This is a genomic window from Desulfosporosinus meridiei DSM 13257 (genome assembly GCF_000231385.2).
Lineage (GTDB): Bacteria > Bacillota > Desulfitobacteriia > Desulfitobacteriales > Desulfitobacteriaceae > Desulfosporosinus > Desulfosporosinus meridiei.
In genome coordinates, this window is sequence record NC_018515.1 from 4,802,217 (window position 1) to 4,816,346 (window position 14,130).

Here is a 14,130-nt window from a genome sequence, read left to right on the forward strand (position 1 = left end):
ACCGCAGTCGAGCTTCACCTCCCTATAATTTTTCTTCCCGAACAATGATTCGAGATCCCTCGACTCCGATAATCTTAATAGTTGTTCCTAATCCTATAAAGCCCCCTTCCGTGACAACGTCTAACTTAACACCATCAAAATCACCTGTTCCCGCTGGGCGTAATTGAGTTAGAGCTATCCCGACTTGACCTAGGTACATTTCATACTGAGGTTTTGGGGCAACATACCCTTCCTTTGGCGTTTGACGAGTACTTAAAGAGAACTTCTTCCACAACCTCTGAGTTCTGGGTGATTTAAAACTTAGGTAAATGAGAATGCCCAAAACGATCAGCGCTCCAGCAGTGAATAACAATCCTTCTAAAAAAGAATCTGTCACTAAAAATATGCCCGAGATTAATGCAGCTATCCCCAAAATACCACTGACTCCAAACCCGGGAATAACAAAAATCTCAATTGCCAACAAAGCGATTCCTAGTAGAATCAGCGCAATAATAATACTCTGCGACACTCCCTTCTCCTCCTTTCTGTTGGCTAAGCGTATATCCTCTAAGTTTCTAAACTATTCAACCATCGCTTAGCAATTTGTTTATATAAATTGGCTCTCGCCAATAGATTTAGAATAACCAGCGTTGTCTCAACCTTTTCTCGGTCCTCGTCCTGCATTTCATCTTCCGCCAGTGTTTGCTGGACTTCTTTCTCTAATTCTTGAAGGGATTTCTCCCAGTCCATCTGGGTACAGTCAAAAGTTTCGCTATAATACCGGTAAAGTTTAGTAGGATTAATTCTGTCATCCGAGGTATCTAAAAGGCTTTGATTAACATAACCAAGTAATTGAGAGACTTCTTCAAGGGATAAAATATCTCGCAAATCATTAATGAGCAGAATGTTCGCAACCTGTTCCCGGCTATACTTTCTTTTCAAGGGATTAGGAAGATATTTGCGTCTAACCCAATTTTGTACATGAGTAGGATTAATATCATTTTGGCTAACTCGCTTAGCCACTTCAACAACTTGCGCCAACATCATTGAATCTAATTCTAAATAGGGCAGAGCCTTTTGTTTCGGTTCTAAATCATTCAACACATTTCGAATTGCTTGCAAATGCTTTACATTCATTATCTCACCTACTTAAGTACTTTTGAACATCCAATATCTCTTTGATATTATTATATGATCATTGCGATCACTTGTCAATGTTATTTTAAGCTTTATACGTTATTATCGTTTCCTCATCGAGAAGTTTCCAAACCCTTTTTGTTTGCCCCAACTTATCTCTGCGTCTATAGCTTAATTCTAAAAATATCAAATGTGGCTAGCATTTTTTCAAGCAGAAAAAATTAGGGGCTCCCACATGAAAACTTGGTTATCACGGAATTAATAACAACATAACCTGGAATTAAATGCAGGGAATTCCTACATCATTGTAGAAGAAAGAGACAATATTCTAATTGGGAGATGGTGGATTATATGTTTTATGAAGGTAAAATTTTTCGTCCTCCAAGTGAGGCGAAAAGCGTTATTTTACAGATCTCTGTTGGGTGTAAACATAACGCTTGCACATTTTGCACAATGTATAAGGACAAATCTTTTAGGATTAGATCACGAGCTGAAATCAAAGAAATTCTTAGCGTTGCCCAGGCTGAGGAACCAGATGCAGAACGAGTTTTTTTGGCAGATGGAGATGCAATTGCCCTTAATACTGACCTGCTGACTGAAATTCTTGATCAACTCTATCAAAGGTTCCCTCATTTAAAGCGAGTAGGAATTTATGGCGGCCCTAAAGACATTCTCGCCAAGAGCTCAGAAGAATTAGCAGCCCTAAAGGCCCATGGCCTTAATATCGTTTATTTAGGTGTAGAAAGCGGTAATGAAGATATCCTGAGGTCTGTTTGTAAGGGTGTCACCACTAACCAAATGATCGCTGCGGGGCAAAAGGTTAAAGCAAGCGGTTTAACACTATCCTGCACAGTTATTACCGGTCTGGGAGGAAAGGCTCTTTCCCATGAACATGCCATTGATACCGCACATGTTATCAGCCAAATAGACCCTCAATATTTAGCTGCTCTTACGTTAATGATAGACGGAGATGCACCTCTTGCCAAGGCTATAAAAGATGGTTCCTTCCAACTTCTCAGTCCTTTTGAATCATTAAAGGAACTTAGAACTATGCTTGGGAATCTAAAAGTATCAAACTGTATCTTTCGGAGTAATCACGCCTCGAACTATCTGTCGCTTCGAGCTACGCTTCCTGATGACAGAGATGAATTGTTACAGATTTTAGATAGTACTATTAATAATCAGACTATAGAGAGCCTTCGTCCTGAATACTGGAGAGGGTTCTAACATAAAAAGAAGCATAAATTGATCACTCAATTTTGCTTCTTTTTTTAATAAAGTTACGCTAACATTTCTTTTTTAACCAACCTAAGCATCTCTCCAACCGCACATTTTGTAGAATGACCAGGTAAGGCAGTAGCAGTCTTATCTCTCATTTTCTGAACTTCTTCAGGATAGGTCAAGAAATAATTTATCAACTGACTTACTTCCTCTTCAGTCTGAGCAACGATTCCCGCTCCTATCTTCTGAACAAAGTGTGCATTTTCTTCTTCTTGTCCGGGTATCGGCTTAAATATAAGAAGTGGTAAGCGCTTAGTTAGCGCTTCCGAAACCGTTAGTCCGCCGGCTTTAGTAATTATCAGATCAGAGACCGCCATTAATTCTTCGACATTATGGACATATTTCAACCTCACTAGAGGGTTACACCCTTGAGCGCTAAGCTCTTTCAAGGATTCATATAGTTTTTCATTTTTTCCACAAACAATTATAGCTTGAACGGGAACTTTAGAATCAACAAGCTTCTGGCAAATTCTATTTGCACTCTTTAAAATTCCATAGGATCCTCCCATTACTAAAAAGGTAGGTATCCCCGACTTTAAACCTAACTTAGAAAGTATTAACTCTCGGTTTACAGTTTCTTCAAATTTCGGACTTACCGGTATCCCGGTAACATGAATACACTCTGCCTTTATCCCCCAGGCTTGTAAACTATTCTTAACTTCTCCACAGGCAACGATGTATCGATCAACACCGGGATGCACCCAATGACTGTGAACTGTATAGTCAGTAATTATCGTAACTACAGGAATCTGTAGAATCTTTTCAGATCGTAATTGGGCTAATACGGATGAAACTGTTGGATAAGTACACACGATAAAGTCCGGTTTAAAGGTCTTAATATACTTCAGGAAATCGTTTCGTCCTAATTTATTTAAAAACTGTTGACTTATTGAACGGGGCTGAACCATAGAGGTTTTGTAATAAAACCGTCCCCAAAGTTTCGGGATATGATTGATAATTTCACCATAGACACTCTTGATCATCGAATTAATGGGTTTACTTAGAAAATCACCAAAATCCAGGTGAGCAATTGTTGCGGAAGGTTCCTGAATACGTATCCCTTCAATAACAGCTTCCGCTGCCCGCAAATGTCCGTTTCCGAATGATGCGGAGAATACAAGAACCTTTAATTGTTTCAAAAGTTTACTACCTCCCTCTTTATATGAGCTATTAACATGACGATATCACGACTTAGTGAACTTGTACAGCCAAGCCAAAATAAACCACTGAAAAGCAAGGAGTTCGGAGATATCTACAACCTAATACGTAGAATAGGAAACTCTCAGAATTCAAATCAAGTCATGGGTAAAAAAATCTTGACAAATTCCCAAGGCTATAAGTTATATTATAGGGACATCCTTCGTAAAAGAAAAGAAGCTTGGCGAAGATAGATTATCTTGGTCAGACTTCCGAAAGTAAATTTCTTCTGCTTTAATAAAAGGAGCGTGAATTTATGTCCCATAAAACAAATGCAGCCCGAATTTTAGACAAGAATAGAATACCCTATGAGCTAAAGGAATACGTGGTCGATGAATCAGATTTGTCAGCCGTTACTGTTGCTAATAAGGTCGGGCTAAGCATTGAGCAAGTCTATAAGACTTTAGTTGCCCGTGGTGATAAAACTGGGGTCATCGTTGCTTGTATCCAAGGCGATCATGAACTCTATCTCAAAGGGTTAGCTGCACTGAGCGGGAATAAGAAAGTTGAGATTGTCTCTCTAAAGGAGGTATTGCCTTTGACTGGTTATATACGAGGAGGGGTTTCCCCTATTGGAATGAAGAAGAGCTATCCTGTTTACATTGACTCTTCTATAACTAATCAAGAAAAAGTTTCTGTAAGTGCAGGATTGCGAGGATTCCAGCTTTATCTTAATCCTCATGACCTAATTTCAATAACTAAGGCACATTTAGGTACGATCTCAACAAAGCTATAATTTTAATTTACATATTTTTATAACCATAAGACAAAAAATCCTACAGGTTTTATTTCCTGTAGGATTTGTGTCGTTTTCACCTGGCCATTTAGTTTATCACACTAATACATAGTATCTATTTAAGGTTAGCGAAATTTGATCCTAATCTACCGCTTCCTAAATCACTCGCCGGGCCCCTACATAAACTGATTTCCAGTATGGCCCAATGCTATAAATTGTAACTCCCTTTGAAGAGGAAGCGTTAATAAATTGTCCGTTACCTACATAAATCCCGTCATGATCGACAACTCCATTGCCAGCAAAGGAGAAGAATACTAGATCGCCCGGCCGTAGATTCTCAAAGGATACATAGGTTCCTACAGTATATTGATCCCGGGATATCCGAGGCAAAGTGATTCCATTTTGTTTAAAAACATAATACACAAATCCGGAGCAGTCAAAACCCGTTGAAGGGGAAGTCCCCCCCCATTGATACTTAACTCCTATATACTGTTCTGCTGTAGTTAGTATACTATCGACCTTGCTCTGTGTTGGAGTCTGAGTCGGAGAAGTCTGAGTTTGGGTCTGTTGTTTTTGGAAATAAACATTGTTTAAGGTTTTTGCTGTTATCGGACCAACGAGTCCATCAGCAGTTAGCTTATTAGCTTTTTGAAAATTAATTACGCCTTGTTTGGTCAAATTCCCGAATACACCATCTGCCTTACCAACATTGTAGCCAACATAATTTAGTTTTGTCTGCAACTCCACAACATCCGGTCCTTTAGAACCTACTTTGAGTAAAACATCCCCAAGGGTTGCCATAGCAGTTGTTGGCAAAGAAAACATGAGACAAATTAAAAAAAACACAAGGATAATTTTCTTTTTCATTCTGTTCCTCCTATTACTTTGTTAATTTTGGGGACATTTATAGTGAAAAATCCACTTACTTTAATATCGGAATCCATAGGATAAGATTTCATTCTAAAAATCTGCCACAATTGAAAACTTTTTACATTGCTGTGTTTAATTGACGTTATAAGAGACGACCCCTGATCTACGTCTAGAAGGTCGAAACCGTTATGTTTTGGGTTTCGACCTTTAATTAACCAGTCGTTAATAAAAATTTTTAAAAGTGGAATGTTAGTTTATTTTTTTGGGGCAAAATAACTCAAACATTTAAGGAGGATACCGGATGAGTTACCAACTACCAAACTATAAACACCCCAGTTTTGATCAAGAACCTTTCGTATCCGCTCCAAATGCTCAAATTGTCGAAGTAAAAAATGCGGGGTCGGCTCCGGAAAACTATCATGCTCTCTCGATATATCCGGAGTATTTTAAAATAAATGGGAAATGGATTTTAGCGAGTGAAAGCCGAATGGATGGGGTTCCTGTCCTAAGGACAGATGGAAGGGTTCAAGTGGTTGAGTTTAGAAATTTAAACATTGGGGATAAAGTGATAACCGGAAGAGCCGAAGATGGAAGTGAGGGTGTTTTTGTTTATGCATCAGGGTTCAGTTCAACTGATACCCATTCAGAGTTATTTTCTTTTCGTTCCGGCCGTTCTAGGGAAACCGCTTTTTCAAAGGACTACGATGAACTTTATGAACTATTAAAGTATGAGCGGGATAATGGGTACATTGTTTGGGTCTTAGGTCCTGCAGTTGTCTTTGACTACGATTCTAGAACAGCTCTTTCCAGCCTTATATCAAATGGCTTTGCTCATGCTATTCTGGCAGGCAATGCTATGGCAACCCATGACCTGGAAGCAGCTATTTTTGGTACGGCGTTGGGGCAAAACACCTATAATCAGCAGTCTCCTCCTAATGCCCATTATCACCATTTAGATTTAATTAATATGGCTCGAGAGGCGGGCTCTCTTGAAGGTCTCATAGAAAAGAATCATATAAATGAGGGTATTGTGTATTCTGCTATCACTAATAACATCCCCTTGGTTCTTGCAGGTTCAATTCGTGACGACGGTCCACTGCCTTCCGTAATAGCCGATGTATATAACGCCCAAGATGAAATGCGCAAGCATACTCGTAAAGCTACGACTCTCATTTGTCTAGCCACTCAGCTTCACACTATTGCAACAGGAAATATGACACCGGCTTACATACAACATAATGGAGAGATCCGCCCCGTCTTCATATACTGTATTGATATCGCCGAGTTTGCCGTCAATAAACTCAGAGATCGCGGATCTTTAGAGGTCACTACTATGGTAACCAATGTACAAGACTTCCTAGTTCACCTTAAAAACAATTTGGTTCAAAAATGATTATCTTTGTTGAACACTTGTACCAGAGTCACTTAAGCCCAAAAAGAGTAGAGGCAAAAATCAATTGCCTCTACTCTTTTTGGATATATACTTTACATTCAGCCTAATCAGGAAAGCGTAAGCTCTTGTACCTGTGCATTTCTTAGTTTCTGCTGACTGAGTCCGATAGAGTCATCCAAATTATTTGATATCATTTCACTATTAATATTTCCATTAACCACTACTTCACCTTGAGAAACCCCATTACCTTGAGTCTCTTGATTTTCCACTATTTTCCCTCCTAACAATTTTTTATTATTATTCTCAAAAAGTAAAAAATCATTCAAAAAAGAACTCTCCAAAGCTGAACTGCTCCCTGCCAAGTTGACAGGGAGCAGTTCAAGCTATTTAGAGAGTTCTTTTTACGTCATTATCTATTATTTATTTAATTGAAATGAGCTCTTCAATGACACAATTCTATTAAATATGAGCTTGCCTTGTTTCAAGGACAAGGGATCAACATTAAAGTAGCCATGCCTAAAAAACTGAAATTTATCTTGTGGCTTTGAATCTTTAATATTTGCCTCGACAAACCCCTGGACGACCTCTAAGGAGTTAGGATTAATATGCTCTAAAAAGGAAGTATCGTCGCCTTCTTCCTGATCCAGAATCAAAGGTTCGTATTGTCGAAACTCTGCCGGGACTGCCTGAGAGGCTTCCACCCAATGAATAGTCCCCTTTACCTTCCTTCCTGTAAAGCCGGTTCCACTCTTAGTTTCAGGGTCGTAGGTGCAATGCAATTCGATAACTTTACCGGTTTCATCTTTTACTATATCGTTGCATTTTATAAAATAGGCGTTTTTTAAGCGAACTTCATTTCCCGGAAAAAGCCTGTGATATTTTGCCGGGGGATTTTCCATGAAATCATCTTGCTCAATATAAATTTCTCGCGAAAAAGGAATTTGGCGACTTCCCATTTCAGGATTTTCGGAATTATTTTCCGCCTCCAACATTTCAACTTGGTCTTCAGGGTAATTTGTAATAACCACTTTGAGGGGCTCTAATACAGCCATTGTTCTGGGTGCTTTAAGCTTTAAATCTTCTCTTATAAAAAATTCGAGCATTTTACTATCTACTACACTATCCGCTTTAGCAACACCTATTTCCCGAGCAAAACTACGAATAGCTTCCGGAGTATAACCTTTTCGACGAAGTCCCGAAATTGTCGGCATGCGCGGGTCATCCCAACCGTCAACAACCTGTTCATCCACTAGTTGTTTAAGTTTACGCTTACTCATAACAGTATTAGTAATGTTTAACCGGGCAAATTCGTATTGCTGTGGTACCTTATCCATTTCACACTCTCGTATGACCCAGTCATACAGAGGGCGATGATCCTCAAATTCCAAGGTACAAATTGAATGGGTCACCCCTTCAATTGCATCCTCTAAGGGATGGGCAAAGTCATACATGGGGTAGATACACCACTTGTCTCCTGTGTTATGGTGGGTTGCATGAGCAATCCTGTAAAGAACCGGATCCCTCATATTAATATTGGGAGAATCCATATCTATCTTAGCACGGAGAACCTTTTGTCCATCTTTGAATTCCCCTTGGCGCATTCGCTCAAATAATTCCAAGTTTTCTTCAACTGAGCGATCCCTATAAGGGCTTTTTTGTCCGACCTCAATAAGGGATCCGCGCATTTTACGAATCTCCTCAGCTGTAGAATCACAAACATAAGCCTTACCTTTCTTAATTAACAGGACAGCTCGGTTATACATTTCTTCAAAATAATCTGAGGCAAAGAATAATTCATCCCATTTATATCCCAGCCACATTACATCTTCTTTGATAGATTCTACATATTCAGTATCCTCTTTGACTGGATTAGTATCATCAAAGCGCAGATGAGTTTTACCCTTGAATTCATCAGCTAATTCAAAATTTAAAATAATGGATTTGGCGTGACCAATATGTAAATAACCATTAGGCTCAGGCGGGAATCGAGTAATAATGTGATCAACTTTGCCCGATTTCAAATCCTCGTTAATAATATTCTTAATAAAGTTCGAGGAGGCTTTATGTTCCATCGATATCACCTTTCTATTCTTCATCCTATCTGCCATTTTTTCCTTTGCACTAAATAATACTGCATTAGAACCGAGAGTTCAACTTTAGCCTATAAATACTTTCGAAGTGGTTTAATATTTTTTCTATATTATAGCATAGACAATTTTGGAATGATTTCAGTCCCATTATTTATTAATTTCGATAATCGATGTTAGGTCATCAAAACAAGTTAAACAGATAAAAAAGGGATGTAACAAAACTTAAAGCTTTGTTACATCCCCCTTTGAACAGATAGCTACGACAGGTTCGGCTCATCCTCGCTAAAGGATATGGTTTTACGGAATATAGCACCAATACTCAAATCTCGTTTTCTACATACTATCTATTGGGATTTGATTTCTACTAACGTAACCGAAACATCAACATTTTTGTTATCCCGGTATACTGTGACGGTGACCGTATCACCTGGCTTATTCTTTAACAACTGGTGGGTTAATTCCAAGGAGCTCTTAATCGCTATTCCATTGATCTTCGTTAAAACGTCTCCAGCTCGAATTCCTGCTTTCTCAGCCGGTCCCCCAGGTGTAACTTTGGAAATATACGCTCCTTCCGGCCATCCTCGTTGAGTGGCATATTCAGCCGTATATCTCGGATCAATTTGGACATTTAGCCCGGGATGACTGGCATATCCCTTCTCAATTAGCTGCTTAATTGTCGGCAGTGCATCTGTAATGGGGATTGCAAAGCCCATACCTTCAAATCCTTGTTCCTGATTCTTTGCAGAATTGATCCCAACCACCTGTCCTTGGTAATTAACAAGGGGACCACCGCTATTTCCCGGGTTAATAGCAGCATCTGTTTGGATAAGGTTAAAACTGGCTTCTCCGGGAATATTTAAAATACGATTTGTTGCCGATACAACCCCTGTTGTTACTGAGCGAGCAAATTCCTGTCCGCCGGGATTCCCAATAGCTACGACCGGTTCTCCAACTTGCAGTTTGGAAGAATCACCCAGCTGTGTAGCCACTAAGTCCTTCGTATCAGGTATTTGTACTACCGCTAAGTCAGTACGCTCATCACCGCCAACTAGTCTAGCATTAATATTTCGGCCATCCGCCAAACTAACAATAATCTTTTCAGCCCCTGAAATGACATGGTTATTGGTGACGATATATCCATTTTGGGCATCAATGATAAACCCGGATCCACTTCCTACTTCCGTCGATCCGCCCCCTCCAAATAAGGAGCCCCGAGATTGGAAATTAGCAATCCCGACCACAGCCGGACCTGTAGCTTTAGCAATCTGAGTTACAGGAAAATTCCCAGTCCCTTCAGTTTGAACAGAAGGAGTCGTAGGTCCTGTATTTAAAACAACTTGGCTTGAGGGGGTTACTTGTTTATTCCCGTATACCGTTGGTACTAAGGTTACGGCAATGATTCCGCCTAACAAGGCACTGACTAAAGCAACAATAACTGTCGAAAAAAAGCCAGGACCTCTCCGAGAATAATTATTATCCTTATAGTAGTCCATAACTTTAACCTCCTATTGCTATTATTCCATTAACACCATCAATTCATGCGGCGAATGCCTGGGGGCCACATGGACAGGGACATTTGCGAGATTCTTAGACCCCTTTGAATCGCGAAGAATGCCCAGCACTGTGGATAGGGCAATTTCCGGGGTATTATTTTCTTGACTCAGATGAGCCAAAACTACCCTTTGGGTGTTTTCCTGGATCCACTCTAAAAGTCCTTCAGCTACCTGTTTATTATCTAAATGACCAAACTTTCCTCGTATTCGCTTCTTCAGATAGGCTGGATAGGGCCCATATTGCAACCGTTGATCATCATAATTCGCCTCAACGATAAGGGCATCGCACCCCTTCAAATGACGATGCATTTCCTCAGTGATTATGCCACTATCAGTAGCAATTCCGACAGCCAAATCCTTCTTATTCTTTTTTTTGGGGCGTGAGATCTTGAGCCCATAGCTTTCCCGGCTATCGTGGGATGTCGGGTAGAGCAGGACGTCCAAACCGGCACAAGAAAAGGACTCTTCCACTTCAATGCGTTGATCTTCGGCAAGCTTTCCCAAGGAATGATTCATTACTTTCCAAAGTCCGGTTGTAGCATAGATGGGAATTTTTAGTTTCCTGGCAAGAATCCCTACTCCCCTAATATGATCCACATGTTCATGGGTAACCACAATTCCTTCGATGCCTGAACAAGAAAGATTTATTTGAGAGAGGTTATGTAACAAACTCTTGCCACTAATTCCACAATCCACAAGCAAATGTCGGTTATCCTCTCCAATAAGAATTGCGTTTCCGGAACTTCCGCTTGCCAAAGTTGTAAAGTGCAATTTTAGTTCCTCCGTTACTCACCATTTTTTAAGTTGGGATTGGACAACCCGTCGTTCGTTTGATTAGTGCTGAGTTGGCTTTGGGCCTGACTAATCATTGCCTCGATTTGTTCTTTGTCAGTACTGTTTTGAGCCAGGGGCAAGGCCTTTTGCCAATAATTAATTGCTCCTGTCCAATCCTGCTTAGCTTGAGAAAGGAAAATGCCATAGTTGATCATTGCTGTCATAAAATCCGGCTTGATGGTCAGCGCCTCTGTATAACTCTTTTCGGCTAGTTCATAATCCCCGCTGTAAAAAGCAGATGTGGCCATATCCACGATAATATTAGGATCTTTATTTGTTTGCAAAACCTTTTGGTAAACCTCAACAGCCTTTTTAAAATTATCCTGGACTTCAGTGGGCGCAACCATTTGAGCTGTCATACCGGCATTATAATATTCATTACCGAGAGCCGTCAGTAAAGAAATATTCTCCGGGGTACTTTTTTCCTGCTCAACCATTGCAGCTATGCTCGCCTTCTGAGATTGGTATTTTGCCTCTAAATTGGCGGTAGCATTGTTTGCCGGATTAGCCGAGGGGGTCTGGTCGAAAAAATATCCAATAAATGCTGAACCAACCATCGCAAGACTTACTAGAACTGCCAGGATACCTGCAAAAATTCGTTGTGATTTTTTATTCAAACCCATCCCTCCATTGACCATTAAATCCCAGTTACCATTGTACCATGTCTCTTTAAACCATCCAACCTATAATCTTAAGGGATATCCCACTCTCTTAACTTAGCAGTGACTATTCTACGCAAGAGATAAGGGATTTTGATTGTGTTGGATTTCTTTGATCTTTAAGTATAATGCTACTTCCAGACGCTTCTTCTGAAGCTCGCATCCTAAAGTATAAACATCTGTAAGACTTTTAGTAAAGGAGACGTTAGCAGCGTGACATCCCCCGCTGCAAGCAAAGCGGGCCCAACATTCACGACAAAGAGGCTTCATATATATGTGCGCCGAGCGAAAAGACTTAACTATCTCTTCCTTTAGCTGATTCGGATTTTCAGCGTAAAGTGATCCCAGTTTATAGTCCTCTTGTCCAACAAACTGGTGACAAGGATAAAGATCGCCCTCTGGAGAAATTGCCACATATTCATGCCCCGCGCCACATCCTGAAAGACGTTTAATCATGCAAGGCCCCTGGTCCAAGGCAACATTAAAGTGGAAAAAGTTAAACTCTTTATCTTGACCACGACGGCTTAATAATTCCTCTCCTAGCCGATCATAGGCTTCACATATTTTTTCAAGATCTCCTTCTTGGAAAGCGTAGGGTGCTTCCGGACTGGCTACGACAGGTTCAACAGAGATTTGATTAATCCCTAAATCCGCCATGTGTAAAACATCTTGATCAAAATCCGGGTTGAAATGGGTGTACGTCCCTCGAACGTAGTAATAGGTTCCTAAGGCGTAAGGTGAACTTTCCGGTCGTTTCGCAGCAAACTGTTTGATTAGAGGGGTGATTTTAGCGTAACTTCCCCGGCCATCGGAAAAGGGTCTCATTCGGTCATGCACTTCAGGGCGACCGTCTAAACTTAACACAACGCTGATATCCTCTTGTTCGAGATACTCCTGGATTTTATCATTTAATAATATCCCGTTGGTTGTTAACGTGAATTTTATGGTTTTACCCCGATCCGCCGCAGCCTTTCTTCCGTATTCAACCAGAGACCTGATTAAGCCGAAATTAAGCAAGGGTTCACCACCGAAGAAATCTACTTCACAATGATTTCTATGTCCAGACAAATTTAAAACAAAGTCGATCCCCTTCTTGCCTGTCTCCAAATCCATCATGCTTCTGCTTCCTCCAAAAGCACCTGTTTCTGCAAAACAATATTTGCAACGCAGATTGCAGTCATGAGCTACGTGAAGACAAATGGCTTTAACAATCGGCTTTTCCGGGTACGCCGGAAGCACCTGCTCTGCCTCTCTGGAAAATAGTGTACCTTGCTGGCGTAGTTCACCCAGTTCTCCAAGTATTTCAGAAAGTTCTTCTACCGTTAGTTGATTGCCGGATTGCCAAAGAAGCTGTCTAATCCCTTCTTCATTGACTTGCTCCGAGGCTTCCTGCAGCTCCTCGATGGCCTTCAGTACCTCATACGTGTCCTCATCAAGAATGTGCAGCGATCCGGAATTGACGTCGTGAGCGATGAATAAATCTCCTTGACGATAACTATGCACATTTTTTTTAACCAAATATTCGTTGTTTGACAATAAATCAAGCATTAATAATCCTCTCTTCCATAACCCTTATGAACAGAAACAGAACCCAACCCGGTATGCGGGTGGGTTCTGATATCCTATGTTGCAATTAAGCCTATAAGCCTTATTTAACACACACTTGGTTTCCAACAGTGCACGACGTCTTACAAGCAGATTGACAAGAGGTCTGGCACTTGCCACATCCTCCGGTTTTCACAGTAGAACTTAAGTTTGCTTTCACAATGGTCTGAATGTGTTTTGCCATTCAAACACCCTCCTCTCGAGTCTATCACGTCATTTAATTTGATTTATTTTTAAATTATAACACAACAATAAGAGGAATGGCAAAGCCTAAAACTTTATAAAGGGGCCTTCTTAAGGTTTTTTCTTCAACATTTTGTGTTGTAATCTTTTAAAAATTTGATCTGAAACCCTTATAAAAGGTATTAAAAAAATAATCTTTAAGGATAATCCTAATTATTCCCGAAGGATGTTGACGAATTTACTAGATTGTACATATAATGAGGTGTCACCGGGAAAATTTAAATTCTCTGTTAGGTGAGGCTCCTGCATAGACATACGCCACTGCCCAGAAATGTCGAGAGACGCCAATTGGGTAGAACAGGTACTACCGACATAAGGTTTTACTTAAGGTGGCTGAGATCCCTCTACGCTATGCAGTGCTAAAGCTCAACGAGTAGGGAGGTCGAACTTGTGTTTGCAGACCTTCTATTTTGGCATAGAGGTCTTTTTCTTTTTGTTCCATTAGTTTTTTTAACATTAAAGGAGGTGGATTTTATGGATTCTGGCCCTTATCACTCGCGTCTTCAAGTTATTAATACGAAGCATCTCGATTTTCCGATGGTGCCAGAACTCC

At 40.3% G+C, this 14,130-nt stretch carries 14 protein-coding genes and 1 riboswitch; of the genes, 3 read left to right on the top strand and 11 right to left on the bottom strand.

All coding sequences use genetic code 11. The features are described from left to right. Nucleotides 1-22: 22 nt before the first annotated feature. Both DESMER_RS22130 and DESMER_RS22135 read right to left on the bottom strand, forming a co-directional pair. Nucleotides 23-508, bottom strand: coding sequence for an NfeD family protein (locus DESMER_RS22130; RefSeq protein ID WP_014905301.1), 486 nt, complete (start codon nucleotides 506-508; stop codon nucleotides 23-25). 38 nt (nucleotides 509-546) lie between these two features. Further along, nucleotides 547-1,116: a DUF1836 domain-containing protein gene (locus tag DESMER_RS22135; protein WP_014905302.1), complete on the bottom strand. Its 570-nt coding sequence runs from the start codon at nucleotides 1,114-1,116 to the stop codon at nucleotides 547-549. Nucleotides 1,117-1,467: 351 nt separating this feature from the next. On the opposite strand from DESMER_RS22135, the gene DESMER_RS22140 reads away from it, so the two are divergent. Beyond that, nucleotides 1,468-2,343 carry a radical SAM protein gene (locus DESMER_RS22140; protein WP_014905303.1) on the top strand — a complete coding sequence of 292 codons (876 nt, stop codon included), beginning with the start codon at nucleotides 1,468-1,470 and terminating at the stop codon, nucleotides 2,341-2,343. 53 nt (nucleotides 2,344-2,396) lie between these two features. On the opposite strand, the gene DESMER_RS22145 is transcribed toward DESMER_RS22140, so the two are convergent. Continuing rightward, complete coding sequence (locus DESMER_RS22145) at nucleotides 2,397-3,536, bottom strand: UDP-N-acetylglucosamine--LPS N-acetylglucosamine transferase (protein WP_014905304.1); 1,140 nt, start codon at nucleotides 3,534-3,536, stop codon at nucleotides 2,397-2,399. Nucleotides 3,537-3,850: 314 nt separating this feature from the next. Here DESMER_RS22145 and ybaK point away from each other — a divergent pair, with 314 nt between their 5' ends. After that, a complete protein-coding gene (ybaK, locus tag DESMER_RS22155) occupies nucleotides 3,851-4,330 on the top strand; it encodes a Cys-tRNA(Pro) deacylase (protein ID WP_014905305.1) in 480 nt (159 codons plus the stop codon). A 156-nt stretch (nucleotides 4,331-4,486) separates the two neighbouring features. Here the strand turns inward: ybaK and DESMER_RS22160 are convergent, their stop codons facing one another. After that, on the bottom strand, nucleotides 4,487-5,197 hold the full coding sequence (locus tag DESMER_RS22160) for a C40 family peptidase (protein WP_014905306.1): 711 nt from the start codon (nucleotides 5,195-5,197) through the stop codon (nucleotides 4,487-4,489). Between the two features lie 304 nt (nucleotides 5,198-5,501). On the opposite strand from DESMER_RS22160, the gene DESMER_RS22165 reads away from it, so the two are divergent. Then, entirely contained in the window at nucleotides 5,502-6,593 is a 1,092-nt protein-coding gene (locus DESMER_RS22165) for a putative NPN-dependent ornithine cyclodeaminase (RefSeq protein ID WP_014905307.1), read from the top strand. 107 nt (nucleotides 6,594-6,700) lie between these two features. On the opposite strand, the gene DESMER_RS22170 is transcribed toward DESMER_RS22165, so the two are convergent. The 7 genes from DESMER_RS22170 to scfA all read right to left on the bottom strand — a co-directional run bounded on the left by DESMER_RS22170 (nucleotide 6,701) and on the right by scfA (nucleotide 13,518). After that, nucleotides 6,701-6,919, bottom strand: a complete 219-nt coding sequence (locus DESMER_RS22170) for a hypothetical protein (protein ID WP_042334137.1) — start codon at nucleotides 6,917-6,919, stop codon at nucleotides 6,701-6,703. A gap of 90 nt (nucleotides 6,920-7,009) precedes the next feature. Beyond that, on the bottom strand, nucleotides 7,010-8,689 hold the full coding sequence (locus DESMER_RS22175; protein ID WP_083856528.1) for a glutamine--tRNA ligase/YqeY domain fusion protein: 1,680 nt from the start codon (nucleotides 8,687-8,689) through the stop codon (nucleotides 7,010-7,012). Nucleotides 8,690-9,027: 338 nt separating this feature from the next. Continuing rightward, nucleotides 9,028-10,176, bottom strand: coding sequence for a S1C family serine protease (locus tag DESMER_RS22180; protein ID WP_014905310.1), 1,149 nt, complete (start codon nucleotides 10,174-10,176; stop codon nucleotides 9,028-9,030). A 21-nt stretch (nucleotides 10,177-10,197) separates the two neighbouring features. Further along, nucleotides 10,198-11,007 (bottom strand): MBL fold metallo-hydrolase, encoded by an 810-nt coding sequence (locus tag DESMER_RS22185; RefSeq protein WP_014905311.1) that lies wholly within the window; start codon nucleotides 11,005-11,007, stop codon nucleotides 10,198-10,200. Between the two features lie 14 nt (nucleotides 11,008-11,021). Continuing rightward, complete coding sequence (locus DESMER_RS22190) at nucleotides 11,022-11,693, bottom strand: tetratricopeptide repeat protein (protein WP_242831023.1); 672 nt, start codon at nucleotides 11,691-11,693, stop codon at nucleotides 11,022-11,024. Between the two features lie 108 nt (nucleotides 11,694-11,801). After that, on the bottom strand, nucleotides 11,802-13,277 hold the full coding sequence (gene scfB, locus DESMER_RS22195) for a thioether cross-link-forming SCIFF peptide maturase (protein WP_014905313.1): 1,476 nt from the start codon (nucleotides 13,275-13,277) through the stop codon (nucleotides 11,802-11,804). A 100-nt stretch (nucleotides 13,278-13,377) separates the two neighbouring features. After that, nucleotides 13,378-13,518, bottom strand: a complete 141-nt coding sequence (gene scfA / locus DESMER_RS23325; protein ID WP_014905314.1) for a six-cysteine ranthipeptide SCIFF — start codon at nucleotides 13,516-13,518, stop codon at nucleotides 13,378-13,380. Nucleotides 13,519-13,796: 278 nt separating this feature from the next. Beyond that, a riboswitch (M-box (ykoK) riboswitch) is annotated at nucleotides 13,797-13,962 on the top strand. Nucleotides 13,963-14,130 lie beyond the last annotated feature (168 nt).

Bases quoted from the DNA above. Each gene is read 5' to 3' on its own strand.
- scfA (WP_014905314.1), bottom strand. From the start codon at position 13,518: ATGGCAAAACACATTCAGACCATTGTGAAAGCAAACTTAAGTTCTACT.
- DESMER_RS22165 (WP_014905307.1), top strand. From the start codon at position 5,502: ATGAGTTACCAACTACCAAACTATAAACACCCCAGTTTTGATCAAGAA.
- DESMER_RS22190 (WP_242831023.1), bottom strand. From the start codon at position 11,693: ATGGGTTTGAATAAAAAATCACAACGAATTTTTGCAGGTATCCTGGCA.
- DESMER_RS22180 (WP_014905310.1), bottom strand. From the start codon at position 10,176: ATGGACTACTATAAGGATAATAATTATTCTCGGAGAGGTCCTGGCTTT.
- DESMER_RS22140 (WP_014905303.1), top strand. From the start codon at position 1,468: ATGTTTTATGAAGGTAAAATTTTTCGTCCTCCAAGTGAGGCGAAAAGC.
- DESMER_RS22160 (WP_014905306.1), bottom strand. From the start codon at position 5,197: ATGAAAAAGAAAATTATCCTTGTGTTTTTTTTAATTTGTCTCATGTTT.
- scfB (WP_014905313.1), bottom strand. From the start codon at position 13,277: ATGCTTGATTTATTGTCAAACAACGAATATTTGGTTAAAAAAAATGTG.
- ybaK (WP_014905305.1), top strand. From the start codon at position 3,851: ATGTCCCATAAAACAAATGCAGCCCGAATTTTAGACAAGAATAGAATA.
- DESMER_RS22175 (WP_083856528.1), bottom strand. From the start codon at position 8,689: ATGAAGAATAGAAAGGTGATATCGATGGAACATAAAGCCTCCTCGAAC.
- DESMER_RS22135 (WP_014905302.1), bottom strand. From the start codon at position 1,116: ATGAATGTAAAGCATTTGCAAGCAATTCGAAATGTGTTGAATGATTTA.